Source organism: Hymenobacter terrigena (assembly GCF_054776515.1).
Map to the genome: position 1 here is coordinate 1,077,744 of NZ_BAAHBU010000002.1, position 26,557 is coordinate 1,104,300.

General features: G+C 60.7%; 20 protein-coding genes. 9 read left to right on the forward strand and 11 right to left on the reverse strand.

From position 1 onward, the window contains the following. Positions 1-77 precede the first annotated feature (77 nt). A complete protein-coding gene (locus ACYU7Q_RS11375; protein ID WP_460609538.1) occupies positions 78-2,162 on the reverse strand; it encodes a hypothetical protein in 2,085 nt (694 codons plus the stop codon). Between the two features lie 190 nt (positions 2,163-2,352). Here ACYU7Q_RS11375 and ACYU7Q_RS11380 point away from each other — a divergent pair, with 190 nt between their 5' ends. Further along, positions 2,353-4,431, forward strand: coding sequence for an OmpA family protein (locus ACYU7Q_RS11380; RefSeq protein WP_460609539.1), 2,079 nt, complete (start codon positions 2,353-2,355; stop codon positions 4,429-4,431). Positions 4,432-4,507: 76 nt separating this feature from the next. Here the strand turns inward: ACYU7Q_RS11380 and ACYU7Q_RS11385 are convergent, their stop codons facing one another. Both ACYU7Q_RS11385 and proS read right to left on the reverse strand, forming a co-directional pair. Then, complete coding sequence (locus ACYU7Q_RS11385) at positions 4,508-4,936, reverse strand: DUF4844 domain-containing protein (protein WP_460609540.1); 429 nt, start codon at positions 4,934-4,936, stop codon at positions 4,508-4,510. Positions 4,937-5,172: 236 nt separating this feature from the next. After that, positions 5,173-6,648, reverse strand: coding sequence for a proline--tRNA ligase (proS, locus tag ACYU7Q_RS11390; protein ID WP_460609541.1), 1,476 nt, complete (start codon positions 6,646-6,648; stop codon positions 5,173-5,175). A 263-nt stretch (positions 6,649-6,911) separates the two neighbouring features. On the opposite strand from proS, the gene ACYU7Q_RS11395 reads away from it, so the two are divergent. Together ACYU7Q_RS11395 and ACYU7Q_RS11400 are read left to right on the forward strand one after the other, a co-directional pair. Next, on the forward strand, positions 6,912-8,345 hold the full coding sequence (locus tag ACYU7Q_RS11395) for a hypothetical protein (protein ID WP_460609542.1): 1,434 nt from the start codon (positions 6,912-6,914) through the stop codon (positions 8,343-8,345). Between the two features lie 75 nt (positions 8,346-8,420). After that, positions 8,421-10,031 carry an OmpP1/FadL family transporter gene (locus tag ACYU7Q_RS11400; protein WP_460609543.1) on the forward strand — a complete coding sequence of 537 codons (1,611 nt, stop codon included), beginning with the start codon at positions 8,421-8,423 and terminating at the stop codon, positions 10,029-10,031. Positions 10,032-10,106: 75 nt separating this feature from the next. On the opposite strand, the gene ACYU7Q_RS11405 is transcribed toward ACYU7Q_RS11400, so the two are convergent. Continuing rightward, on the reverse strand, positions 10,107-11,123 hold the full coding sequence (locus ACYU7Q_RS11405; protein ID WP_460609544.1) for a hypothetical protein: 1,017 nt from the start codon (positions 11,121-11,123) through the stop codon (positions 10,107-10,109). 102 nt (positions 11,124-11,225) lie between these two features. On the opposite strand from ACYU7Q_RS11405, the gene ACYU7Q_RS11410 reads away from it, so the two are divergent. Further along, positions 11,226-13,460, forward strand: a complete 2,235-nt coding sequence (locus ACYU7Q_RS11410; RefSeq protein WP_460609545.1) for a S9 family peptidase — start codon at positions 11,226-11,228, stop codon at positions 13,458-13,460. A 364-nt stretch (positions 13,461-13,824) separates the two neighbouring features. Then, positions 13,825-14,907: a T9SS type A sorting domain-containing protein gene (locus ACYU7Q_RS11415; RefSeq protein WP_460609546.1), complete on the forward strand. Its 1,083-nt coding sequence runs from the start codon at positions 13,825-13,827 to the stop codon at positions 14,905-14,907. 177 nt (positions 14,908-15,084) lie between these two features. Here ACYU7Q_RS11415 and prmC read toward each other — a convergent pair whose 3' ends face one another. Then, positions 15,085-15,942: a peptide chain release factor N(5)-glutamine methyltransferase gene (gene prmC, locus ACYU7Q_RS11420; protein WP_460609547.1), complete on the reverse strand. Its 858-nt coding sequence runs from the start codon at positions 15,940-15,942 to the stop codon at positions 15,085-15,087. A 55-nt stretch (positions 15,943-15,997) separates the two neighbouring features. Between prmC and ribD the strand changes: the two genes are divergently transcribed. Both ribD and ACYU7Q_RS11430 read left to right on the forward strand, forming a co-directional pair. After that, on the forward strand, positions 15,998-17,032 hold the full coding sequence (gene ribD / locus ACYU7Q_RS11425; RefSeq protein ID WP_460609548.1) for a bifunctional diaminohydroxyphosphoribosylaminopyrimidine deaminase/5-amino-6-(5-phosphoribosylamino)uracil reductase RibD: 1,035 nt from the start codon (positions 15,998-16,000) through the stop codon (positions 17,030-17,032). A gap of 97 nt (positions 17,033-17,129) precedes the next feature. Beyond that, positions 17,130-17,612, forward strand: a complete 483-nt coding sequence (locus tag ACYU7Q_RS11430; RefSeq protein WP_460609549.1) for a GAF domain-containing protein — start codon at positions 17,130-17,132, stop codon at positions 17,610-17,612. A 66-nt stretch (positions 17,613-17,678) separates the two neighbouring features. Here ACYU7Q_RS11430 and ACYU7Q_RS11435 read toward each other — a convergent pair whose 3' ends face one another. The 4 genes from ACYU7Q_RS11435 to ACYU7Q_RS11450 all read right to left on the reverse strand — a co-directional run bounded on the left by ACYU7Q_RS11435 (position 17,679) and on the right by ACYU7Q_RS11450 (position 22,082). Next, positions 17,679-18,341, reverse strand: a complete 663-nt coding sequence (locus tag ACYU7Q_RS11435) for a phosphatidylserine decarboxylase (RefSeq protein ID WP_460609550.1) — start codon at positions 18,339-18,341, stop codon at positions 17,679-17,681. 260 nt (positions 18,342-18,601) lie between these two features. Beyond that, entirely contained in the window at positions 18,602-19,888 is a 1,287-nt protein-coding gene (locus ACYU7Q_RS11440; RefSeq protein ID WP_460609551.1) for a Glu/Leu/Phe/Val family dehydrogenase, read from the reverse strand. A 157-nt stretch (positions 19,889-20,045) separates the two neighbouring features. Further along, on the reverse strand, positions 20,046-20,993 hold the full coding sequence (locus ACYU7Q_RS11445) for a phosphatidate cytidylyltransferase (protein WP_460609552.1): 948 nt from the start codon (positions 20,991-20,993) through the stop codon (positions 20,046-20,048). 108 nt (positions 20,994-21,101) lie between these two features. Continuing rightward, positions 21,102-22,082 (reverse strand): CPBP family intramembrane glutamic endopeptidase, encoded by a 981-nt coding sequence (locus ACYU7Q_RS11450; protein WP_460609553.1) that lies wholly within the window; start codon positions 22,080-22,082, stop codon positions 21,102-21,104. 138 nt (positions 22,083-22,220) lie between these two features. On the opposite strand from ACYU7Q_RS11450, the gene dusB reads away from it, so the two are divergent. Together dusB and ACYU7Q_RS11460 are read left to right on the forward strand one after the other, a co-directional pair. After that, entirely contained in the window at positions 22,221-23,210 is a 990-nt protein-coding gene (dusB, locus tag ACYU7Q_RS11455) for a tRNA dihydrouridine synthase (protein WP_460609554.1), read from the forward strand. Between the two features lie 188 nt (positions 23,211-23,398). After that, complete coding sequence (locus ACYU7Q_RS11460; RefSeq protein ID WP_460609555.1) at positions 23,399-24,604, forward strand: nitrogen regulation protein NR(II); 1,206 nt, start codon at positions 23,399-23,401, stop codon at positions 24,602-24,604. A 101-nt stretch (positions 24,605-24,705) separates the two neighbouring features. Here ACYU7Q_RS11460 and ACYU7Q_RS11465 read toward each other — a convergent pair whose 3' ends face one another. Together ACYU7Q_RS11465 and ACYU7Q_RS11470 are read right to left on the reverse strand one after the other, a co-directional pair. Continuing rightward, positions 24,706-25,767 (reverse strand): lipocalin family protein, encoded by a 1,062-nt coding sequence (locus tag ACYU7Q_RS11465; protein ID WP_460609556.1) that lies wholly within the window; start codon positions 25,765-25,767, stop codon positions 24,706-24,708. Between the two features lie 54 nt (positions 25,768-25,821). Next, complete coding sequence (locus ACYU7Q_RS11470) at positions 25,822-26,529, reverse strand: carboxypeptidase-like regulatory domain-containing protein (protein ID WP_460609557.1); 708 nt, start codon at positions 26,527-26,529, stop codon at positions 25,822-25,824. Between the last annotated feature and the right edge of the window lie 28 nt (positions 26,530-26,557).

Below are 26,557 nucleotides of genomic sequence, written 5' to 3' on the forward strand. Positions count from 1 at the left end.
AGCTTAACTCAGATGCCCCCGCTACTTCCGTAGCGGGGGCATCTGAGTTATAGGCCGGCTTGTTGGTGCAGAGCCATCTACCGTCGCCCCACCCGCCACTCGGCCGCCAGCTCGAAATATGGCAGCACCCGCTGCGTCTCCTGCGCCAAATCCACGGCCGTGTAGCTGCTGCCCGAAAAGCTTCCCTTGCCCATCGAATACGCCGAATACGTGCGCAGCCACTGCAGCCAAATGCTGGCCGTGAGGTTGAAGCCGGCCGTGGCCCTTCGCTCCACCGCCACTTCCGGCCCCTGCTGCCGCGTGATGCTATGTAGGTAAATAAGCTGTGAGGCCGGCCCGGTGGGGTTGTCGAGCAGCAGGGCGGCGCGGCCGTAGTTGCGCTGTTCCAGCAGGCGGTAGCCCAGGCGCAGGCTGGTGCTGCCCCGGCGGCCGGTCCAGCTCTGCCGCCCCCCAATGGACAGGTCGTGCGTCACGCTGGTATCGAGCGGGCTCTCGCGGAAGCGCGTCCAGTCGAGCTGCCCCACGCGGTTTTCGCGGCGCTGGTAGTCGGCCAGCAGCAGCAGGCGGGGCAGCAGCTGATAGGTGAGGCTCTGGGATTGTTCCAGCACGCGGCTGGCGCGGTTGCGGGCCTGCTCGGCGGCCTGGTCGCGCACCTGGTAGCTCACCCAGAGGTGATAATTGGAGCGAATGCTCCACTTGCCGGGGGCCCAGGTGAAGCCCGGCTCCCAGTGCAACAGATGGTCGCCGTAGTTCTCCGCGCTCTGACTGGCCCGGATGAAAACCGTCTGGCGGTATTCGCCGGCCACCCCCAGCGTGGTGCGGAAGGCCCCGGCCCAACGGCCCGTCCAGGTCAGGCGCAGCAGGTGCTGGGCTTCGTCGCGGGTTTGCTGGTTGTCCTTGCTGGGGGCGTCCACGCGCAGCAGTTGGGCCGTGCCCAGTAGCGCCAGTGCGTGACGCGGACTGGGCAGCCAGGTCAGATTGCCCAGCCACAGAATGGTTTGCTCCTGGATATCCTTCACCTGCTCGCGGGCCAGGGCGGCCGCCAAGAGCGGCACCGATAGCAACCGGGAATTATCGAGGTAATACGACCGCGTGCGCTCGCGGTAATTGAAGGTGAGGGACGATTGCAGCTTGGGCCGGGCAAAGCGCAGTTCCTGCCGGGTGTCGAGCTCGCGCTGGCGGTAGCCCACGTCCTGCAACGTATCGGCCCGCTCGCCCAGCCGCCGGTACCGGAAGGCCCGGTTGGGCAGCAGCAGGCTATTATCCGAGCGCAGCGTGGCAAACTCGTTGATGCGGTACGAAGCGCCCGCCTGCACCGCCACCGTATCGGACTGAATGCGCTGCACCGAACCCAGTAGGTAGTCCTCAGCCCGGTTGGTGCGGTAGCCCACGCGGCCCTGCACCACCAGCGGCGCACCTTTCAGAAAGGCCTGTTCGCCGGCGGCCTCGGCTACTAGTCGCTGCATGGTGCGGGGGCCCAGGCTGGCGCGGGTGCCCAGCACGCGCACGGCCAGCGGCGCGGTCGTGGGGCCATTCAGGAAGTAAAGCGCCGCCGCATCGAAGCCGAGGGCGAAGCCGGCGTCTTCACGGCCGTTGCGGCGGTCGGTGGCCAAGCCGCCCAGCACCGTGAGGCGCATCTGGCTCAGCGTGTCGGTGCCGGAAGCGGCCCGCAGGCGGCGCTGGTAGCCCAGGCGGCCCAGCCAGAGGCCGGTGCGGGTGGCATTGGCCCGGCTTTGGTCGTAGTGCAACTGCTGGCCCAGCTGCCAGTGGTTGGCCGCGTCGAGGGTGAATACGTCGGCCACATCGGCGCCGTAGTCCTCCCGCACGAAGGGCGGCGTGCCCCGCGAGTCGTAAATCATGTCGGTACCCACGCGGTAGCGCAGCTGCTGGCGCGCCCCGAGTTGCAGGTAGCCCCGCGCCCCGCTGGTTTGCACGAAGGTGCTCACGCCCACCCGCCGCGCCCGGGCCACCAGCAGCAGCGCCGTATCGGCCCCGGCCGGCCGCAGTCCCCGAAATACTGGCCCAAACGCGGTAGCGCCCACCAATACCTGCGCCCGGCCCAGTAGCGGCAACAGCACCAGCAATAGCAGCAGCCCGGCCACGCGCCGGCCAGCCGCCGCGCCCCGCGCTACGGTTGCCTTACCCGCCGAAAGCCATCGCATTACCACGTTTGCCCGGCCCCCGACTTATTCCCCCGGCGGGCCGTAGCGGGAAGGTAATACACGGCAGGGGGAGGCCCCGAAAATAGTTTTTCGTTAGGTTAGCTGTCGAAACGCGGGCCCGTCCCCGGCCGCGCTGATGTAAATTTGCCCGGGGCCCTATTGCCACTTCTGCTTTTCTGCTATCGTTACTATGAATAGTTATCTTATCAAGCGCCTGCTCACAGCCACGCCAGTGGCGCTGGGCCTGCTCGCGGCTACTTCGGCCCAGGCGCAGCACGTGCAGTGGGCCGCCCGCCTGGTGGCCGTATCGTCGCAGAAATCCGAGGGCAAAGACCCGTTCTCTCCCTCGCAGGTGCTGGGCGTGCCCAATGCCCTGCCGCTGGGCCAAATCAGCAACGATGCCTGGATTCCGCGCAAGGAAGGGCCCAATGAGTTCATTGAAGTGCGCTTTGCGCGCTCGGTGGCGGCCCAGCAGGTGACTATCGTCGAGAACTTCAACCCCGGCTCCATCACAAAAGTCGAACTGGTAGACACCAAGGGCGTGCACCACGAAGTGTATTCCAACGACAACCCCGGCCCCCTGCCCGAGCCCTCCCGCACGCTGGAAGTGAAGTTTCCGGCCGCCGAGTACCGCACCCTGGGCGTGGTGGTGCGCATGAACACGGCCAAAGTCGAAGGCATCAACCAGATTGACGCCATCGGCATCGCCGACGTGGCGTCGACGATGGTGAAGCAGGCCTTCACCGGCGAGAAAGGTCCCGATGCCGTGAAATCGACCCAGTTCGATTCTTCGCTGGTGAACCTGGGCCCGAACGTGAACACCCGCTACGTGGAAACCCACCCGGTCATCTCGCCCAACGGCCGCACGCTGTACTTCGCCCGCGAAAGCAACCCCGACAACGTGGGCGGCAACCGCGACCCGCAGGACGTCTTCGCCTCGGCCCTGCTAAGCGGCAAAAACAAGACCTGGGGCCCGGCCAAGAACGTAGGCAGCCCCGTGAACACCCCCGACGACCCCAACGGCATCGCCTCGGTATCGGCCAACGGCCAGAGCGCCATCCTTATAAATATCTACAACCGCGACGGCACCATGGACCCGCTCGGGTGCAGCCTCACCAAGCACACCCGCATGGGCTGGACGCAGCCCGTGCCGCAGGTTATCAAGGACTTCGTGAACCTCGATAAGGAGCACGTCGACTTCTTCCTGGCCACTTCGGGCAAGGCCCTGCTCATGGCCGTGGAGCGGCCGGACGGCATGGGCGGGCAAGACCTTTTCGTGAGCTTCCCGGTGCCCGAAACGAACAACACCTGGACCAAGCCTAAGAACCTGGGCCCGAACGTGAACACCGCGAAATCGGACTTCGCCCCCTTCCTCGCCGCCGACGAAAAGACCCTGTACTTCGCTAGCGAAGGCCGGGGCGGCTACGGCAAGTCGGACATCTTCTACAGCAAGCGCCTCGACGATACCTGGACCAACTGGAGCCCGCCCCGCAACCTGGGCCCGGTGGTGAACTCGCCCGATTTCGACGCCTACTACACCATCTCGGCCGCTGGCCAGGATGCTTATCTGGTGTCGTCGCGCAACGGCACGAACGGTTCCAAGGACATTTTTCGCATCTCGCTGGCCCCCGCCTTCCAGCCCGAAGTGGTGACGCTGGTGACCGGCAAGGTGCTCGACGTGAACACCGGTAAGCCCATCCGGGCCATCATTCACTACGAAAACCTGCTCACGGGTGAGGAAATCGGCGTGGCCGAAACCGACCCGGTGGATGGTTCCTACACCATCGTGCTGCCCAGCGGCGTGCAATACGGCTACCGCGCCGAGGCCAAAGGCTACATCGCCGAAAACGCCAACCTCGACGTGACGGCCAAGGACAAGTACTCCGAGCAGAAGCAGGACCTGTTTCTCGTGCCCTTCAACGTGGGCCAGACGGTGAAGCTGAACAACATCTTCTTCCAGCAAAGCAAGTACTACCTCACCACCAACTCTTACCCCGAATTGTTGCGCCTAATCCGCATCATGAAGGACTACCCGACGGTGGAAATCAAGCTCTCGGGCCACACCGACAACCAGGGCGACCCGGCGCTGAACCTCAAGCTCAGCCTCGACCGTGTGAACGAGGTGAAGAAATACCTCGGCGCCCACGGCATCAAGGCCGAGCGGGTGACCACCGAAGGTTTCGGCGACACCAAGCCCATTGCCAGCAACGACCAGGAAGAAACGCGCGCCAAGAACCGCCGCGTCGAATTCACCATCACCAAGAAGTAACCCCTGCCCCGCCAGAACATAAAAAAGCCCCGACGCGCACTGCGTCGGGGCTTTTTTTATGTGATATGGACGCTGACTATTGCCGCGCCTTGCCGGCCGCGCCCACGAAGGAATCGAGCCGGCCTTCGGAGCTTTCCAAGCCCACAATTTCCATGAGGTCCTGAAAGTATTCGGCCACCTGCTGGCGGTCGGTGACAGTCTCGGCGAGCGGGGCTATGCGGGCCAGGCCGTTGTCCAGGCACTTGAGGTAGGCCTCTTTGGTGGGCTGCTCTTTGGTCACGCGCAGGAAATCATCGGCCGAGATAACGAGGTAGCGGTTGAGGTCGGGGCGCACTTCGGCGTGGGCTTTGGTGGTTTTGCCGGCCTTGGCCACTTCGGCTTTGGTGAGTTCTTTCAGGTCTTCGAGCTGGGTGATGGCCTGGGCGGGCACCTGGATTTTGCTCGTCTGGGCATTGGCGGCCAGGGAGCCCAGCGTCAGCAGGCCAGCTAGTATGGCGTATTTCATATAATGTGGTAAAATGCTATGGAAAGACGATGAAATGGCTAAATCGAAGCTACCAGGCAGGATAATTCTCTCCGAAGGTACTAGCGGACAGGCATACTATCCTCTTCATGCCGACCACCAGGCGCAAAAAATTGTCATTCCGACGCAGGAAGAATCGGTGGAAGAGCGTTGTTCAACGACTTTCTCCGATTCCTCCTGCGTCGGAATGACAACTCAGGAATAGCCGCTACCCCGGCCTAGTAGGCGCGGGCGAAGTAGGCGCGGCGCGGGCTGGGCTTGCCCGTCACCATGCAAACGCCTTCTTCGTCGGCCTCGTTCAGAGGCAGGCAGCGCACGGTGGCCTTGGTTTCTTCTTTGATGCGCTCCTCGGTTTCGGAAGTGCCGTCGTAGTGGGCCAGCAGGAAGCCGGGCTCTTCGTCCAGCATCCGCTTGAACTCGTCATAGCTGTCCACTCGGGTGGTGTGGGCGGCGCGGAAGCTCTTGGCGCGCTCGTAGATATTGGTCTGGATATCGGTGAGCAGCTGGTCTACGCTGGCCACGATGTCGGCCAGCGGCAGGCTCATTTTCTCTTTGGTGTCGCGGCGCACCACTTCCACCATGCCGGCGTCGAGGTCGCGCGCGCCGATGGCCAGGCGCACGGGCACGCCCTTCAGCTCCCACTCGGCAAACTTGAAGCCGGGGCGCTCGGTATCGCGCGCGTCCAGCTTCACCGAAATGCCCCGCGCAATCAGCCCCATCTGAATGGGTTTGATGCGCTCCAGCAGGGCATCCAACTCACCGGTTTTGTAGATGGGCACGATAACCACCTGGATAGGAGCCAATTTGGGTGGCAGCACCAGGCCTTCGTCGTCGGAGTGGGCCATCACGAGGGCGCCCATCAGGCGGGTGCTCACGCCCCAGCTGGTGCCCCACACGTGCTCGCGCACACCTTCTTTGTTGGCAAACTGCACATCAAACGCCTTGGCAAAGTTCTGGCCCAGGAAGTGGCTGGTGCCGGCTTGCAGCGCCTTGCCGTCCTGCATCAACGCTTCGATGCAATACGTGTCCTCGGCTCCGGCGAAACGCTCGTTGGGGGTTTTCACGCCTTTCACCACGGGCAGGGCCATGTGCTCCTCGGCAAACTCGGCGTACACGTCGAGCATCTGGCGGGTTTCGGCCACAGCCTCTTCGGCAGTGGCGTGGGCGGTGTGTCCCTCCTGCCACAGAAACTCGGCGGTGCGCAAAAACAGGCGGGTGCGCATTTCCCAGCGCACCACGTTGGCCCACTGGTTGATGAGCAGCGGCAGGTCGCGGTAGCTCTGCACCCAGTTTTTATACGTGCTCCAGATGATGGCCTCTGAGGTGGGGCGCACCACCAGCTCTTCTTCGAGCTTGGCGTTGGGGTCGACGCGCAGCTTGCCCGGCTTGTCGGGGTCGGTCTGGAGGCGGTAGTGGGTCACCACGGCGCACTCTTTGGCAAAGCCTTCGGCGTTTTTTTCTTCGGCTTCAAACAAGCTTTTGGGTACGAAGAGCGGAAAATAAGCATTTTCGTGGCCGGTGCGCTTGAACATATCGTCCAGCTGGCGCTGCATTTTTTCCCAGATGGCGTAGCCGTAGGGTTTGATGACCATGCAACCGCGCACGGCCGAGTTTTCGGCCAGGCCGGCACGCTTCACTAACTCATTGTACCAAAGCGAATAATCTTCCTGGCGGGTAGGCAACTTTTTACTCATGGGAGGCATCTTAGGGATAATCGAAAAAGTTCCCGGTTTTGGTACAGGATTTGAAATGACCTTGGGGCACCGTTTCGGGGTCAAATTACGTTATTAAAGTGCGGACCTCCTTGCGAAACTGCTTTGCGCGGGCGGCGGCAGCGCCCGGCTTATTTTCCTGCATATTTTGCCGGTCTACTTCTGATTTTTAGCTGCTTCACCCCGCTTCCATCGTATAGTCCGTTACTTTACAGAAAGCCTTCCCATCCTTACTTTTTTCAATCATGAGAAACCTGCTCACCGCCTGTTTGCCCGCTTTGGCCCTATTTGCACTGGGCGGCTGCGCGAGCACCTCAGGCCTTGTTTCGTCGGAAGACGACGGGGTCTATTATTCTTCCAAGGACCGCACCACGGCCGTGGTAAGCACCGCTCCGGCCCCGGCCGCCACCAGCGAGGAGGCCAACCCGGACTACAATGGCGGTTCCACAAATTCCTCAACCCGGCAGAATAATTCCGGTTCCGACCAGTATTACGACAACACGTACACCTACATGCGCGGCGTACCGGGCTACGGCTCGTCGAGCTACTATGGCCCGGGCCTGAGTTCCTACTCCCCTTACAGCCCCTACACCAGCCTGAGCTACGGTGGCGGCTATGCCTACGGTGGTGGCGCCTGCGGCTTTTCACCGTATGCCTTTGGCTGGTGCGACCCGTTTTACAGCTCGCTGTATAGCCCGTTTGGCTATGGATATGGCTACGGCTCGGGCCTAAGCATCAGCTTTGGCTTTGGCCGCTCGTTTGGGTATGGCGGCTACTACGGGTACAGCCCCTACGGGTATGGCTACGGCGGCTATTATGACCCATTCTACTACAGCAGCCCCTTCTATGGCGGCTACTATGGCCGGGGAGGCTATTACGGCAGCAGCTATTACGGCGGCGCTTACAACAGCGGCTACTACAGCAACGGCGGCGACCGTGGCGTACGCAACTACGGCAGCCACCGCACCGACCGCGCTTCCGACGGCCGGTACTCGTCGGGGCGGGCTGGCAATATGCCGGGCGCCGGCAACCCGACCATGCCCAATGGCAGCGGCCGCACCCGCGATGAGCGCGTGATATCGAACGTGCCCGAGTCGATGCCCATGGGCGCGGCCGATGCCGTGGGCCGCACCCGTGGCGATGCCGTTTCGGCTTCGCCCGCTACCCAGCCGATGCGCTCTAATGACGCTTACAACAAGCCCGGACAGATGCAGGATGGTGCCAATCCGCGCTACCGCAACATGGACCCGCTCTCGAATGACCGTCCAGCAGTTGGCGCTGCCACGGAGCAGGGCCAGATTATGCGGGACGACAGCCGCGGCCGCACGCGCACCATGGATGCCCAGCCACAAGGCAACGGCCAGATGCAGCCGGCCGCCATGCCCCAGGAGGGCCAGCGCCGCCGCGGTGGCTTCTTTCAGAATATTCTGGGGGAACCCATGAACAGCGGCCAGGCCAGCGAGCAAACTCGTCAACGCACTTACGACCAACCTCGTCAGCAGCGTACCTACGAGCAGCCGCAGCAGCGGGCCTACGAGCAACCCCAACAGCGCACCTATGAGCAGCCGCAGCAGCGCTCTTACAGCCAGCCCTCCTACTCACAGCCTTCCTATTCCGCGCCTTCGGGCGGGGGCGGAGGAGGTGGCGGCGGTGGCCGGGGCCGTGGTCGCGGCGAATAAGGTATAAACCAAGGTTTCTGCAAAATACTTTTCCAGCGAGCCGGCCGAACGGCCGGCTCTTTTTCTTCCCACCCTATGAAAAAACGGATTTACTGGCTTAGCCTGGCCCTCGTAGCAGGGCAGGCCGGCCACGCCTTTGCCCAGGATGCCACCGATGCTCTGCGCTATTCCCGGCTGCAGTTTGGCGGCACGGCCCGCACCCAAGCCATTGGGGGTGCCAACGTGGCCTTGGGGGCCGATTTTGGCAACCTCACCAGCAATCCCGCCGGGCTGGGCCTGTTTCAGAAATCAGAGGTGCATCTCACACCCGGCATTGGCATTGGCCAGGCCGACAGCCGCGTTGACGGCGGTTCGGGCGCGGCCCAGAACGACACCAAGAACAGTTTTCACATAGGCAGCGTCGGGGCAGTTTTTGCCAGCCGCCGGCCCGATGACGACCAAACCACCAACTGGCGGGGCGGAGCCTTTGCGCTGGGCTTCACCCGGCTGGCCGATTTTAACACGGCCTTGCAATACGGCAACACCCTCGACACCCGCACGTCGGGCGGCTACACTCTGACTGGCGACGACCAGTCGTATCTGGCTTCGCTGCGCCGCACGGTAGGATACAATGGCTATACTCAAGCCAACATCGACCGGCTGCGGGCCCAGGGACAATCCGGCGACTATACCTCTCTCAATGGATTGGCCTACGGAGCCTACCTGACCACCATTGCCAAAGACCGCAACGGCAACGACATCGGGGTGGCTTCTACCACCCGCAAGGGGCCAATCGGGCAGGCGGAAAGCGTGATTTCGAAGGGCTCGGTTTCGCAGTTCGACCTGGGCTACGGGGCCAATTATCGCGACCGGCTTTACCTGGGCATAGGCGTGGGCATTGTGAGCTCGAACTTTACCCAGACCCGCAACTACACGGAAACCGAAACCGACGCCACCACTCACCTCAGCGACTATACACTGCACGATGAGTTGAAAACCAACGGTACCGGCATCAACGCCCGCCTTGGGGCCATCTACCGGGCCACGGACGCGCTGCGCTTCGGCGCGTCCATCCAGACGCCCACGTTCATGCGCATGACCGACACTTATAATGCGGCCTTTACCACAACGTTTACGGCGCAGGGCAACGACGTGGTGGCAACTTCGCTGCCCACGGGTCCGGTGGGTGTGAAGGTGCTTGACCAGGAATTCCCGCTCTACGCCTACACCATCACCACGCCGTTTCGGGCCAATGGCGGCGTGGCATACACCATAGGCAAGCACGGCTTTGTTACGGGCGATGTGGAGTACGTGGGCTATAGCCAGGCCCGCCTGCACAACGACGCGCAGAACAGCAACGGCGACGATTATTCCTTTACCGTTGAAAACAGCGACATCCAGGCCAGGTACCGCAACACCGTCAACCTGCGCTTTGGGGCCGAGGGCCGCTTCGACATTTTCCGGGTGCGGGCCGGCTACGCCCGCTACGGCGACCCGTATAAAATTGACAACAGCAACGAGCGCGCCCAGAACTTCTACACCCTGGGCGCCGGCCTGCGCCAAGGCAATTTCTTCCTGGACCTAGCCGGCGTGTATATGTCTTACAACCAATACTACACGCCCTACGACCTGGGCGGCGACGAGCCGCTGGTGAAGGTGGACAACTCACGCTTCACCACCAGCATCACGGCGGGCTTTACGTTCTAATAAAAGCACTGCGTTATTACCACAAAAAAGCCTTCCCGGGTTCGGGAAGGCTTTTTTGTGCAGCCGGCATTCGGGCTATTTCTGCACCCTGACGGAGCAAGTCAGCACCGGGGACGAACCCAGCACAAGGTCGGAAATGAGCAGCAAGCCGTAGCGGTCCGTGGTGCCGTCGCTGATTTTGAAGGCCAGCACCTGCCCTTTGGCGAGGGCACCGGTGGCGAATACGTTGGGTGTGAGCGCCGGGCTGCTGTCGTAGCCCGTAGTGAAGTCAGCGGCAAGTGCCTTGCTGAACTGGTCGCTGTTGAGCGCAGTCAGGCGCAGGCCGGTGGCGTGGCGGGTGGTCCACACGGCAGGCAGTATGCAGATGGTATCGGTATTAGCGGGCGCTACCAATCTTACGGGAGAGCCCCCGACGCCAGCCACACAAATCAGGTCCACCAAATCCTGGTTGGCCGCAACGGAGCGTTCCTGGTTCAGCACCGCGTATTTGGGCAGCACCATGCCGTATTGCAGGTTGAGAAATACGCGGCTGCGGTCGCGCACGTCCGGGGCCACTGCGGCCCGGCGCGGCACCGGCCGCAACACTGCCGTGAAGCTGTGCACGACGGCGGCCGAATCGGATTTGCGCACCGTGAGGCGGTAGGCGCGGCTGGCCGACACCTCCTTCACATCGGTGGCCGTGTATTGCCACAGCTCGGTGCCGGACGTGGCACGCGCCGCAAACTGATTGACAAACAGCAGTTCGCTGATGTCGTGGCCGTTGCTGCTGCCGGGCTTGGGCTGAATCAGGGAGTCGAGGTAGACGATTTCCCTCGGTTTAGGCGCGTTTTTGGGGTCGAAGGAGGAGAGAGGCGACGGGTAGATGATGGGCGTAATGTCGGGGGCGTAGGTAACTGTAATTTTCAGGCGCTTGAGGGCATTGTCGTTGCCCACGGCGTACACCCGGGAGGTGAGGGTATCGTTCGGCTGCACCGTCTTGTTGCTGGAAGTCAGCGTGGAAATACCAACAAAGTCGAGCCGAACCGGCCGGTCGGTTTTGGAGCAGGCGGCCAGCAGCACGGGCAGGCAAAGCAACAGGAGGCGAAAACGCATAGCGCAAAGGTAACGGGTGCTGTGGCCTGCAACCGTGCTGCCGGCCCGTGTTACCTTTAACGTTCGACACCTGTCCTTATTTCGATTTTGTTCTTATTCGCTATGCGTTTACGGTTTTTCGCGCTGGCGGCCCTGCTGGCTGCCAATGGCCCGGCCCTGGTGCCGGGCCTCACTCCCACCCTCCTGCACGCGCAGCAGAAGCTGCCCCTGACCTTAGAAGATATCTGGACCAAGCCCACGTTCCGTTCGGCCTCTGTGCCGGGCTTTAACTGGATGAATGACGGCCGCTACTACTCGGCCCTGGAAAACGGCAGCTTGGTGCAGTACGAGGTGACCACCGGCAAAGACGTGCAAACCCTGGCATCCGCCGCCGAATTGCAACTGGCCGGCGCGCCGCTGAATGTGGACGGTTACTCCTTCAATGCCAACGAGCAGAAAATCCTGTTCACGACGGGAACCGAGCCCATTTACCGCCGCAGCGCCCGCGCCAGCTACTACGTATTCGACCGCGCCACCAAGAAGCTGACGCCGCTGAGCACCGGCGGCAAGCAGGGCTACGCCACATTTTCGCCCGATGGCCAGCGCGTGGCCTTCACCCGCGACAACAACGTGTTTGTGACCGACCTGGCCACGATGCAGGAAACCGCCGTGACGACCAACGGCTTGAAGAACAACATCATCAACGGCTCGGCCGACTGGGTGTACGAGGAGGAATTTGGCTTTGCGCAGGGCTTTTTCTGGTCGCCAGACAGTCGGCAGATTGCCTTCTATACCTTCGATGAAAGCCAGGTGCCCGAGTACGACATGCAGGAATGGGGCGGACTTTATCCGAAGGAGTACCGTTTCAAATACCCCAAAGCGGGCGAGAAAAACTCCGTGGTGAGCGTGAGCAGCTACGACGTGGCCAGCAGCAAAACCACGAAAATGGACGTGGGCCCGGTGGCCGACCAGTACATACCACGCCTGATGTGGACGCGTGTGCCCAACACGGTCAGCATTCAGCGCCTGAACCGCTTGCAGAACAAGCTCGAAATCCTGCACGGCGACGTGACCACCGGCCAAACTAAGGTGGTGCTGACGGATACCAACCCTGCCTACGTTGAAATCAACGACGATTTGAACTACCTCGAAGGCGGCAAGCAATTCCTCTTCACCAGCGAGAAGGACGGCTACCAGCACCTCTACCTGCACGACATGGACGGCAAGCAGGTGCGCCAGCTCACGAAGGGCAATTGGGAGATTTCGGCCATCAACGGCTTCGACCCGAAAACCGGCTACGTGTACTACACCAGCACCGAGGGCTCGGCCCTGCAACGCCACTTGTACCGCGTGAACCTGAAAGGCGGCGACAAAAAGCGCATCAGCGAAGCCGGCCCGGGCACCGACGTGGTGAACATGAGCCCCGACACCAAGTATTTCCTGAACGTGCACTCCTCGGCGGGCGTGCCGGCCGTGAGCAGCCTACGCGAGGGCAGCACCGGCAAGCTGGTGAAAACCCTGGAAGACAACGCCAAACTCAAGCAAACCCTGACGCAGTATGACCTGGGCAAGCTCGAATTCCTGACCTTCAAAACCAGCGAAGGCGTGGAGTTGAACGCCTGGATGATTAAGCCCAGCAACTTCGACCCCGCCAAGAAATACCCCGTGCTGATGCACGTGTACGGCGGCCCCAGCTTCGGTAGCAGCAGCACCCAAACCGTACTCGACAACACCGGCGGCGGCACGGCCCTCACCAACTACCTCTGGCACCAGATGCTGGCCGAGAAGGGCTACATCGTGGTTTCGGTGGAAAACCGGGGCACCTCGGGCCGGGGCTCGGCCTTCCGCAAGGCTACCTACGCCAACATGGGCAAGCTCGAAACCATTGACCAAGGCGAGGGCGCCAAGTACCTGGCCACGCTGCCCTACGTAGACAAGTCACGAATCGGCATCTGGGGCTGGAGCTACGGCGGCTACATGACCTCGCTGGCCATGACCAAAAACGCCGACCTCTTCAAGATGGGCATCGCCGTGGCCCCGGTCACAAACTGGCGCTACTACGACACCGTGTACACCGAGCGCTACCTGAAAACTCCGCAGGAAAACCCGGGCGGATACGACGACAACTCGCCCGTGCAATTCGCCCAGAACCTGCGCGGCAAGTTCCTGCTCGTGCACGGTACCGGCGACGACAACGTGCACTTCCAGAACTCCATCGCCTTCGTCGATGCCCTCATCAAGGCCAACAAGGACTACCAAACGCTGTATTATCCCAATCGCAACCACGGCATCTCGGGCGGCAACACCCGCCTGCACCTCTACCGCCAGATGACCAATTTCGTGCTGCAGAATCTATAGTACTGGTTCTGCTCATCCTATACTAAAGGCCGACCTGAAATATCAGGCCGGCCTTTTTGTATTTATACGAACATAAGAAATGGCATAAGCCATTTTGCATTTTTTAATTATTTTATTTAATAGCATAAATCCCTGTCCCTATCCCACTGTGCTGGTTGGCAGACACATGAAATCAAATTATTCAATAATCAAGCCCATATTATTGCCATAGCAATAAATTAAATAATTTTATTTATATAAATTTTCTAACATGATACAATTAAGACAATTTTTTAATAAAAAATTTATATAAATTTGAGTATTCTAAAACACGAAGCCCAATGATTAAGGGCTTTATACTCCTAACCTCTTAACTCTTACTATTATGCGACACTCTTACATCAACACCCTTTTACTAATCGGAATTGCTGTGAGCACGGTTGCCTCTGTGTTCGCTCAGACTCCGGTTGCTCCATCTGTTTCAGCTGCAGCAAAAAATCTGACTGTAATCATTACCCCGTCCCAACCTGTGGCGGTAGTGAATGCTCAGCAAGTCAATAACGGCAGTTCTATCACTTGCGGCGCACCATCCTATCGGATGCTAAAAGATGGGCCCGTAGCCGGCTCGGTTTACGGTGCAGCCTATGAGTATTACACGCTCTCCATGACGGCCCCTGCTGGCACGACGTTTACTTCCATCGACTTTGCCAGCTACGGACTGCCAATCCCTGGGCTCGATGAGAATTTTGGGCTACCTACTACTGGCTATGCTCTTGGTTCCTGCAATGCCGCTAACAGTGTGGCCGTTGTAGGCTCGTACCTACTTGGTCAAAATAGCGCAACCATTCCGGCTGTCAATGCTACTTTCGGCATCGACCCTTGTGGCGTAGCCAAACGGCTTTACGCAAAAGCTTCGTACATTAATGGTACGCCTGTAAGCTCACTCACCTTCACTGCGGCGGGTACTTACCCTGTGGTGCTGGTCGTACAGGATGGCTGTGGCACGAGCATCGCCCGGGCTACAGTAACCGTAATAGATGCCCGGTGCGGCAACAAGAATGACAAGGTTAACCTGTGCCACAGCGGCCAGCAAATTTGCATAGGAGAAGTGGACGTACCTTATCACTTGGCTCATGGAGACAGCTACGGAGCATGCCGCACAAACTTCTCCCCTGCTACGGCTAAGGTTGCGGCTTCCGCCGCCGACATGGTGGTGCAGGCTTCGCCTAACCCCACCACCGATGGCCAGTTTCAGGTACACATGCAGGCAGCCTCGACCGGCCCAGTGCAGGTAAACCTATTTGATATGCAAGGCCACCTCGTCAGCCAGCTCTACAACGGCCGCATGGTCCTTGGTGAGGAGCGCGACTTCACTATTAACCGCCCCGATATGGTGAAAGGCCTCTACCTGGTGCGCGTAGAGAATGGCACCCAAGCCCGCTCGCTCCGGATTGAGGTGCAGAAGTAAGACTGCCCTGAACATAACATTACGCCTTACTTTGAAAAGCCCTGGCTCATAAGCCAAGGCTTTTCTTTTGGCCATCTGATAAGAATGAACCGGGAATTACCCTATTACTTTACTCCGCAGCGAGCCTCAGCCGAAAACACTCTACCGAATCTGAGCTTGCTCGGGATGGTAATAGACTTACCGACGGGTGCCACGCACCACCCGCGCCTTCCCGAACATATCGGGCAGTACGCGCACGTCCTCAAAATCATCCGGCACGAGCAACGCCGCCGTTTCAGCGCCCAGTGCTTCGTTGATTTCTAAATAAATACTGCCACCGGCGCGCAGCAGTTCACGCCCAACTTCGGCCAGCCGACGATAGAACAGCAGCGGGTCCGCATCGGGCACGAACAGGGCGGTGGCGGGCTCCCAAACCAGCACATTGGCGCGCATTTCCGGTCGCTCGCTTTCGCGCACGTAGGGCGGGTTGCTAACCAATACATCCAGCGAGCGGGGAGCAATTCCCTTGGGCAAACTATTCAGAATATCAACCTGCTCAAACGCTACCTGAGGCGCAAAGCGGGCCGCATTGCGCTGGGCCACGGCCAAAGCTTCGGTCGAGATATCCACGGCCAGCACCTCGGCAGCGGGCAGCAGGCGGGCCAGCGCCAGCGCCAGGCAGCCCGAACCCGTGCCCACGTCGAGCACGCGCAGGCCCGCCCGGGCCGCCTGTTCCTGCTTGATGAGATACACCAGTTCCTCGGTTTCGGGGCGCGGGATGAGGGTGGCGGGCGTCACCTCCAGTTCCATATCGGCGAAGTGGGCGGTGCCCAGCACGTACTGCACCGGCTCGTGGGCCAGCAGACGCGTTAATAGTGGTTCCAGCGCGGCTGCGGCACCTTCGGCAACAGGCTGTTGGGCTTGCATCATGCGCGCCAGGGCATCGAGTTGCAGCAGGTGCTCCACAACCAAAGCGGCAATGGCCTGCGCTTCCGGCTGGGGGTAAATGGCTTGCAGCGCCGTGGCGACCGAGGTGGTAAATTGGCGGACATTCATTGCGGCAAAGGTAGCGCCGCGGTCCAGCGGCAGCCCGGCGCTTACCTTCGCGCCCATGGAAAACGATGATGCCCTGTTCATGCGCCGCGCCCTCGATTTGGCGCTGCTCGGCACCGGCCACGCTCGGCCCAACCCATTGGTAGGCTGCGTAGTAACGCACGAAGGCCGCATCATCAGCGAGGGCTGGCACCAGCAATACGGTGGCCCCCACGCCGAAGTAAACGCCCTGGCTTCGGTAGACGACCAGAAACTGCTGAAAAAAAGCCGCGTCTACGTCACGCTGGAGCCCTGCGCCCACCACGGCAAAACCCCGCCCTGCGCCGATTTGCTCATTGCCAAAGGCGTGCCCGAGGTGGTGATTTGCAACGAGGACCCCTTCCCGCTGGTGGCAGGGCGTGGCATCGAGAAGCTGCGCGCCGCCGGCGTGCACGTCGAAACCGGCCTGCTGGCTGAAGAAGGCCGCTGGCTGAACCGGCGCTTCTTCACGTTTCACGAAAAAAAACGCCCTTATCTGGTGCTGAAATGGGCCGAAACGGCCGACGGTTTTCTGGCCGGGCGCTACTTTCAGCCGGTCCAAATCAGCGGGCCGCAGGCGGGGCTGCTCACCCACAAATGGCGCACCGAGGAGCAGGGCATTCTGGTGGGCACACGTACGGCCTTGCACGACAACCCCCGCCTGAGTGCCCGCGACTGGCCCGGCGCCCAGCCCACGCGCCTCGTCATCGACAAAAACCTGAGCCTGCCGCCCACCCACCACTTGCTCGACGGCTCGCAGCCCACCTTCATCTACACCTACCGCCAGCCCTACCACAAGGCCAACCTCGACCTCGTGCACCTGTCCGAAGCCGACGACCTTATGCCCCAGGTAATGGCCGACCTCTACCAGCGCCAGGTGCAATCGGTGCTGGTGGAAGGCGGCCCCACGGTGCTCAATGCGCTGATAAACGCCGGTATGTGGGATGAAATTCGCATTTTCCGCTCGCCCATGAAGCTGAACCAGGGCATTGCTGCCCCGAAGCAGGGCCACGGTGGCCTGCACTCCGTCGAAAACGTTGGGGCCGATGAGCTGTTCTGGTACGTGAATCCGTAGCGCGGTCCTACCCGGAGGGACTTTTAGTCCGCGACCACGCTTTAACCATAAATCTGTCTAACAATCTACTCGCGGACTGAAAGTCCGCGCTACAATTATGGCCGAAACCCTCGCCCTCGACACCACGCTCACCAAATCCGAGCAATACCAGCAGCTACTGCCCCAAATTGAAGCCCTCACCACCGGCGAGCCCGACCTCACCGCCAACCTCGCCAACACCGCCGCTGCACTGCGGCAGGCATTCGGCTTTTTCTGGGTCGGCTTCTATCTCGTGAAAGGCGAAGAATTGGTGCTCGGCCCGTTCCAGGGGCCAATTGCCTGCACGCGCATCCGCCATGGCAAGGGCGTGTGCGGCGCTAGTTGGGCCCGGGCCGAAACCATCTTGGTGCCCGACGTGGAAGCCTTCCCCGGCCACATCGCCTGCAGCTCCGAGTCGAAATCGGAAATCGTGGTGCCCATCCTCAAAAACGGCCAGGTCGTGGCCGTACTTGATGTCGACAGCGACCAACTCAACGACTTTGACCACGACGACCAAACCGCACTGGAGCAGCTGATGCAGCTGGCCACCACCTGGTTTTAACCGGTTGTTAGCTTATAAAAAAAGGCCGCTCATTGAGCAGCCTTTTTTTATAAGCTAACAACCGGTTCAGACTTTCAACTGGCAAATCACGGTCTCGCCGCCCTTCACCTTCTGGCCCAGTTCCACTTTCACTTCGGTATCAATCGGCACGAATACATCGACGCGCGAGCCGAATTTGATGAAGCCAAATTCCTCGCCCTGGCTCACTTCATCGCCTTCGTTCACGTACCACACGATGCGGCGGGCCATGGCCCCGGCAATCTGCCGGAAAAGCACCAGCGGGCCGGCATCGGACTCCACCACCACGGTGGTGCGCTCGTTTTGGGTGCTGCTTTTGGGGTGCCAGGCCACCAGGTAGTTGCCGGGGTGGTACTTGAAGTATTTCACCAGGCCCGAAATGGGGTTGCGCGTCACGTGCACGTTGATGGGCGACATGAAGATGCTGATTTGCTTGCGCTCATCCTCAAAATATTCGGGCTCAAACACGTTTTCAATCACCACCACCTTGCCGTCGGCCGGGGCCAGCAGCAGGTCTTCGTGGGTGAACAGGTGCCGGAACGGACTCCGGAAGAACTGCAGAATCAGCAGAAAGATGATGACCGTGGCCCCGGCAAAGAGCCGGTTCACCAAGTCCTGGCCCCGATTGAACTGAAACATGAGCAAATTGAGCGCCAGCAAAATCAGCAGCGTAACGAACAGGATGCGTCGTCCTTCTTTATGAATCTTCATATGGCACGGCTTGAAACGAACTCCCCGGCGTGGCTTGCGCCGTCCTGCGGTTCAGGAATTCGGTTTCAGATGAAAAAGCTACTCAGCCGCGCAGAACCGGGCCGACTGATGAGGTAAACGGTGTAAACGGAATATCCGGGCAAAGGTCGCTACAGAAATCAGAAAGGCACGAACCGAGCGGCCCGTGCCTTTCCAGGAAGCAAGTACGGAAGAACGCAGAAAAAATCTGTGCAATCCGCAAAATCACGCTAACTATTTGATTAGAAGCCGCCGCGGAACTTATACGTTTGGGCTACTTTGTCGATGCTCACCACGTAGGCCGCGATGCGCATCGGGATTTTATATTTCTGGCTGGTCTGGTACACCTTCTCGAAGGCATCGGACATGATGCGGTCGGCGCGCTCGGTCACCATTTCCTCGGTCCACTTGAAGCCCTGGCGGTTCTGCACCCACTCGAAGTACGACACCGTGACGCCACCCGAGTTGGCCAGAATGTCCGGCACTACCATGATGCCTTTCTCGTTGATAATCGGGTCGGCCGAGGCCGAGGTGGGGCCGTTGGCGCCCTCCACGATGAGCTTGGCCTTGATGTCGCGGGCGTTGTGCTCGGTAATCACATCCTCCACAGCAGCAGGTACCAGCACGTCCACGTCAGACGTCAGCAGGTCGTCGGCATCCATGGTGGTAGCGCCGGTGAAGCCTTCGAGGCGGCCGTTGTGGGCATTTTTGTAGGCAATGGCTTCGTCAATGTTGATGCCGTCGGCGTTCCAGTAAGCGCCCGAAATGTCGCTCACGGCTTTAATTTTCAAGCCTTTGTCGAAGAGCAGCTTGGCAGCCCAAGAGCCCACGTTGCCAAAGCCCTGCACGGCGGCCGATACTTCGGTCGGCTTCAGGTTCAGCTTTTTCAGCGCGGCCAGGGTCGACACCATTACGCCGCGGCCGGTGGCCTCGGTGCGGCCCAGCGACCCGCCCATTACAAGGGGCTTGCCGGTTACCACAGCGGGCGAAGTAGCGCCCACGGTTTTGGAGAACTCGTCCATCAGCCAGGCCATTTCGCGGGGGCCGGTGCCCATGTCGGGGGCCGGAATGTCGCGGTCGGGGCCAAATACGTCTTTCAGGGCCATGGTGTAGGCGCGGGTGAGGCGCTCCAATTCACCGGGGCTCATGGTGGTGGGGTCGCAGATGATGCCGCCCTTGGCACCGCCGTAGGGGATGTCGACCACAGCGCATTTCCAGGTCATCCAGGCCGCGAGGGCCTTCACCTCGTCGATGTGCACATGCTTGTCGTAGCGGATGCCGCCTTTCGAGGGGCCGAGGATGGTGTTGTGAATCACGCGGTAACCTTCGAAAACGCGCAGCTTGCCGTCGTCCATCGTCACGGGCAGGTTCACGATGACCTGCTTATCGGGCGCTTTGAGAACGTTGTAGGTTTCGTCATCAAGGCCGAGGATTTCGGCCGCGATGTTGAAACGCGACATCATGGATTCGAGCGGGTTTTCGCGGTCCATTATCGGAGCCGGCTCCTTGTACACAGTGTGAGCTGCCATTCGGGATGGGATTTAGGATGTGGATTGGGTGGGAATACGGGTACGGTTTCGCGCCGCAAAGGTATTGCTTTTGGCAGGAAGAGGAAGCCAAATGCCGCAAACGTTTGGGGAAAACTTTAACCGCCTGTCTTTGCGGGCGAAGCGCGACGACAGCCTTCTACCCCACCAGCAATTGCAGCAGCGCCAGCACCGGCAGCACCAGCAGAAACGCATCGAACCTATCCAGCAAGCCACCGTGGCCGGGCATGATGCTGCCGGAGTCCTTCACCCCCACGCTGCGCTTGAGCATGGACTCGGCCAAATCGCCGAGGGGCGCGAACACGGCCACCACGCCGGCCGCCACGAGGCGGTGCGTGAGCGGCATGTCGGGCAGCATGTAGCCAATGGCCCAACCCACTACCAGCGTCAGCACGAAGCCGCCGGCCCAACCTTCCCAGGTTTTGCCGGGCGAGATTTGGGGGGCCAGCTTGTGCTTGCCGATGGCGCGGCCCACGGCATACGCGCCGATATCGGAAGCCCAGATGAGGAAGAGCAGGGCGAAAATGCGGCGCGGGTTGTACTGACCAGCACTGTAGGCAATGACATTCAAAAGCGTCATTGGCACGCTGATATACATCAGGCCAAAAACGACTGCAGCCGCATTACCAAACGGTTGTGAATAGCGAGGCCACACAACCATCTCACGGACTAACAATATTACGGGTAGTAAGATGGCTATGCTACGCCACAGAAATTCGATATTAACAACTGCTCCAATTGCTCCAAAAAAGGCAGAAAAGCCATTGGGTTCATTGGAAGCACTAACCAAATCATGAAAAACCACCCATGACGTACCACAAAATAGCGCTAAACTTGCCGCGACCCCAATCCACATAGCCGGCGCGTAGCCGCCCGCCCGCATCATGCGGTAAAACTCCCACAGCATGATGGCCTGCACGGCGGCGAAGAACAGCCCGAACGTGAAGGGGCTGAACCAAACGCTGCCCAGCAGCAGCACGGCCCCGATGACGCCCCAGATGACGCGCAGGCGCAGGTTGCTGGGGCCGGCGGGTGCGGCAGGAGCTTCGGTAGTAACGGAAGGAATCGGAGGCGTAGAGTCGGGCAAGTTGGGAGAGCTGTAGAGACGCCTAATTGCGTCTCGTCGTTAAGGGGTGTTGTTTAAAAAGGTGCGGTTACGAACGTTCAACGCAAGCCGTTCAAATCCGAGACGCAATCAGGCGTCTCTACCGCGCACGGCCACGCCCTCGCTGCTCAGGGTGAGCATGGCGGTGGGCGGAGCCGGGGCCGTGAAGTGCCGGTGCAGCACGTAGAGCAAGCCGGCCGAGAGCAGCGCCGACGGAATCACCAGCATCCAGGGTAGGGCGTCGGTGGAATCGGGGTCGAAGCCCCAGCCGAACTGGCCGCGCTGGGCCAGATAGAGGATGAACAGCTGGAAGGCATTCTGAGTGAAGTGCGCGGCCATGCTCACCAGGATATTGCCGCTCCAGAGGTACAAGTACCCCAGCACCAGCCCCAGCACAAAGCGCGGCACGAACCCAAAAAACTGAAAGTGAATGGCCGAAAAAATAGCCGCCCCCAGCCACACGCCCACGTGCGGCGAAAACCAGCGCACCAGGTTGCGCTGAATCACGCCCCGAAACACCAGCTCCTCGGCCACGGCCGGCACCAGCCCAATCACCAGCACGCCCGCCCAAAACCGCGCGGGCGTGTTGAACTTGGTGAGGAACTTGGTGAGCACGGCCGCCTTGTCCTCGCTGGCCCGCGCCCACACTTCAAACCCGTGGAGCGAGGCCGGGAAATGTGCCCCCGCGTTCCAGGCAATGATGGTGGACATGAACGGCAGCGTCACGATAATCAGCACCGCCACCACCAGCAGCCACCACGCCGCCCCCAGCCGGCGCGGGCTGAAATACTCGGCCCAGCCGTAGCCCAGCGCCGAAGCCAGCCCCAGCGCCCCGCCCGCCAGCGCGCAGAACAGCAGCACGCCCTGCATCATCATCAGCAAGCCCCAGCCCTGTGGGTAGGTGGCCGGCTGCAGCACGGCTTGCTGCATTGCGGGTATCGACAGACCGAAGCCCCACTGCGCCCAGGCGAAGATAATGGCGTAGCCCACACAGGCCCCTGCCACCATGAAGGCCAGCAGCAGCAGTATTTGCAGGCCGGGGTGCAGCGTGCGGGGTAGGAAACCTTTCATAGCGGGGCGCAAGTTGGGAAGGCGTAAATTTGCGTAAATCTAACGTGTCATTCCGACCGAAGGGAGGAATCTGAGAAATCTGCCAGTGGCCAAGCTCGGATTCCTCCCTTCGGTCGGAATGACAACTATTGCATCCTCGTGGTCAACATAGGCAATATCCAGCTTCCCGATTTCCCGCTCCTGCTCGCGCCCATGGAGGACGTGAGCGACCCGCCCTTCCGCGCCGTGTGCAAGGCCCACGGGGCCGATTTGATGTACACCGAATTCATCTCCTCGGAGGGCCTGATTCGGGCGGCCGCCAAGAGCCGCAAGAAGCTGGACATCTTCGATTACGAGCGGCCCATCGGCATCCAGCTCTTCGGCTCCGACGTGGAGACGATGGGCGAGTGCGCCGCCATCAGCACCGAGGCCGGGCCCGATTTGATTGACATCAACTACGGCTGCCCGGTGAAGCAGGTGGCCTGCCGCGGCGCGGGCGCAGCCCTGCTCCAGGACATCCCCAAAATGGTGGCCATGACGGCCTCGGTGGTGAAGCACACCCACCTGCCCGTAACCGTAAAAACCCGCCTGGGCTGGGACGAAGGCACCAAAAACGTGGAAGAAGTGGCCGAACGCCTGCAGGACGTGGGCATTGCCGCGCTCACCGTGCACGGCCGCACCCGCGCCCAGCTCTACAAGGGCGAGGCCGACTGGCGCCTCATCGCCAGCATCAAAAACAACCCGCGCATCAAAATTCCCATCTTCGGCAACGGCGACATCGACTCACCCGAGAAAGCTGTGGAGTATAAAAACCGCTACGGCGTGGATGGTGTGATGATTGGCCGGGCCAGCATCGGCTACCCCTGGATTTTCCGCGAGGTGAAGCACTACGTGGCCACCGGCCAGCTCTTGGCTCCGCCCACGCTGGAAGAGCGCGTGGTCGCCTGCCAGATGCACTTCGACCGCAGCATTGAGTGGAAAGGCCCGAAAGTGGGCATCTTCGAAATGCGCCGCCACTACGCGCACTATTTCCGGGGCCTGGAAGGCGCCAAAAACTGGCGCACCAGCCTGGTAAATGCCGAAACGCCGGCCGACGTGCTGGAGATTTTGCAGGAAATTGCCAGCAGCAACGCCGTACTGGTGGGGTAGTATTGATTTATTAGAACAGCCCCACGGAACGTCATGCAGAGCGCAGCGAAGCATCTTGCCCGCCCCAGTAATCATTTACTACTGCGGTAAAGATGCTTCGCTACGCTCTGCATGACGTTTTTTTCTTTGACGCCTGATAATGCCGCTGCCGCTTCCGGCGTTCCTTTGCCTGCCCCGTATTCCCGTTCATGATTCCGATTTACAGTCAAAAAACCCGCATCAAAATCCTGGTGGCTGTGCTGGCGCTGCTCATCGGGGCGGCCACGGTCATCTACACCAACCTACTGGTGCAGCGTGTGTCGGAGCGGGAGCAGCAGCAGATTCAGCTGTATGCCAAGGCGCTGCAGTTTATTATTAACTCAGAATCCGAAACGAATACGTTTGTTTTCAACGAGATAATTAGCAACAACACGACCATTCCAGTCATCCTTAGTAGCGATGGCAAGGATATTACCAATGCTAAGAACATCCCGATGCCGGCCCATATCACGCCGGCCGATTCGGTGACGCTGCTCGAAAGCGAGCTGCTGCTGATGAAGAAGCAGCACCCGCCCATCATCGTGAAGTTTGGGGCGGGGCAGGTGAACTACATTTTCTACCGCGACTCGCAGCTGCTGCGGCAGCTACGCACCTACCCGCTGGTGCAGCTGGTGGTGATTGGCTGCCTGGCCGTTATTGCGTATTTCGCGTTCAGCTCGTCGCGCCGGGCCGAGCAAAACCGCGTGTGGGTGGGTTTGGCCAAGGAAACGGCCCACCAATTGGGCACGCCGCTCAGCAGCCTGGTGGGCTGGCAAAACTACCTGCGCGACTCCGACCGCTTCAAAAACGAGCCCATCGTGGATGAGCTGGGCAAGGACATCCGGCGGCTGGAAATCATCACGGAGCGCTTCTCCAATATCGGCTCGGTGCCGGTGCTCAAGGACGAAAACCTGTACCAGACCACGCGCAACGCCATCGAATACCTGCAAAGCCGGGTGTCAAAAAAGGTCGTCTTCAAGATTGAAACCGACCTGCCGATGGACACCCCCGCCCGCATCAATGTGCCGCTGTTCGACTGGGTCATCGAAAACATCTGCAAAAACGCGGTGGATGCCATGGAAGGCCGCGGCTCCATCACGCTGCACCTGCGCCGCGTGCGCACCCGCCGCAGCTGGTATCGGCGCGGTGCCCCGCCCCGCCAGGTAGCCATCGACATCACCGATACGGGCAAGGGCATTCCCAAAAACAAGCTCGAAAACGTGTTCATGCCCGGTTTCACCACCAAAAAGCGCGGCTGGGGCCTGGGCCTGGCCCTGGCCAAGCGCATTATCGAGAACTACCACGAGGGCAAGCTCTTCGTGAAATGGAGCGAAGTGGGGCGCGGCACGACTTTTAGGGTGGTGCTGAACCAGTGATTTCATTTAACAGGTATCAATTAACATTTAACAGCCGTTCTAACTGCCCGAATTGAGCAAGTAGAACGGCTGTTAAATGTTAATTGATACCTGTTAAATGACTACCGATTCGTAATTTCCACATACGCCTTGCCCGTTACGGGCTGGCCGTTGTGGGTGCCTTTCACGCGGCACATTCCCTCCCAGTAATACATGGTGAAGGCGTGGAAAAACCGCAGCGCCAGCTCCTGCTGGGGCACCAGCGGTTCCACGGTGAGGTCGTAGCCCTTGCCCGGCACCTGTACGCGCCAGGTGGCGGGGTATTTCTTTTTGGAGGCGGGGCTGGTCCAGTACGTGAGGGGCGTGAGCTGGAAATCGGGACCGGAAAGATGTACGCTGGGGCCGGTGGCGCCGCTGAAGGTCCCATTGTTGAGGTTTTGGCCGGTGGCGGAGTTGCGCAGGGTGTTCAGCATAAACTCCTCCTGCGGCTGGTCGAGCTGGATGCTGAGCCAATCCCAGCCCACATTTTTGTCCACGATGCTGGTGCAGTTCCACTGCCGGTCGTACCACAGCTCGCCGGCTACCTGGCGGGTTTTGCCGGCTACCGTGAGCGTGCCGGTGGTGCTGAGGCGCGGGAAGGAATAGTAGCCGGCCAGGATGCCGTTGCCGTAGTTTTCGTAGCCGGTGCCGCTGTGTAGCACCACGGCGCGGCTGGGCTGGGTGGTGAGGTCGAGGGCGTAGCCGGCATTGGCCTTGCCGGTGAGGGCGGCTTGCAGGTGGTAAGCTCCCTCCTGCCCATCAAATTTCCAGACTTCGCCACGCTGCTGCTCGCGCAGCCGCAGTGGCAACGAGTCGGTAAGCAGCACGGGCAGCCGGCCCAGCTTGTAGTCGAAGTGAAATTTCTGGCCTTGCGGGTCGGTCAGGGCCACGTTCACCATCTGCCAGTCTTGGCGGCCGTCTTTCAGGTTGAAGTGAAAGAAAACGTACTCCACGCCGAAATCCTCGCCGGTGGCCTGGTCGCGCAGGTGGCCGGTGAGGTACCACCATTCCAGCGAGTTTTTGGGGTGCACGGCTTCCTCGTGGGGCAGCTCGGCGCGGGTAGCAGTGGGATTGAAGCGGGTGGTGGGACGCGGAGCAGCACACGCCGCCAGCAGGCAAAGGAGGGCAAAACGCAAAACTTTCATACCCTCTCAGAAGGCATTTTGGGGCAGAAAGGTTTGGCCGAAATCAACTTAACGCTACTTCTGCGGCGGGGCCACAGGCGGCTCGGGCATGCGGATTTTGCCCATCACCTTGCCCCGGTTGGGCACCGAGTCCAGGTGCACGGCCAGCGCGGCGGGCTGGGGTGTGGCCTTCAGGTCCAGCACCACATCCTTAGGCTGAAAATCAAACGGGTTGCCCAGAAATTTGAGCGTTACACTGCCCCCGGCAATGGGAGCCCAATCGCGGGCCATTATCAGCTCGAAGTTGCCTTTCTCGTCGGTGGTGGTGCCAAATTGGGTGTCGTTGATGAGTACGCGCACGCCGGCCACGGCGGGGCCGCTGGCGCCGTCCAGCACCTGGCCGCGAATGATGATTTGGCGCGCCGGGGTCATGGCCGGGTCGGTTGCCACGGTGGCGGTAGTGGGCACGGGCGGCTGCTGGGGCGGCTTGGTAGCGCACGAAGTGGCCGACTGCCAGCCCAGCAACGCGAGCCCGGCCAGCAGCCAGCGCCGCCAGCGCGTGGCCGGGGCCGCCGGGGCCAGCTGTGCCGAATGGGCCAGGGCACACACCGGCCGGCCGCCTTGCCGGGTCATAAAAGCCAGAATTTCAGCGTCGCTCATGCGGGTGAAGTCCACCACTTCGGTGGCGCAGGCAGCGCAATGGCGGCCGGCGGCGGTGGGCGACATAGCAGCCCAGGGCTGGGCGCAGGGCTGCGGAATGGAGATGCTTTGGAGAGTGGCCATGCGGCTAAAGTAGCGGTTTTGGGGAAAG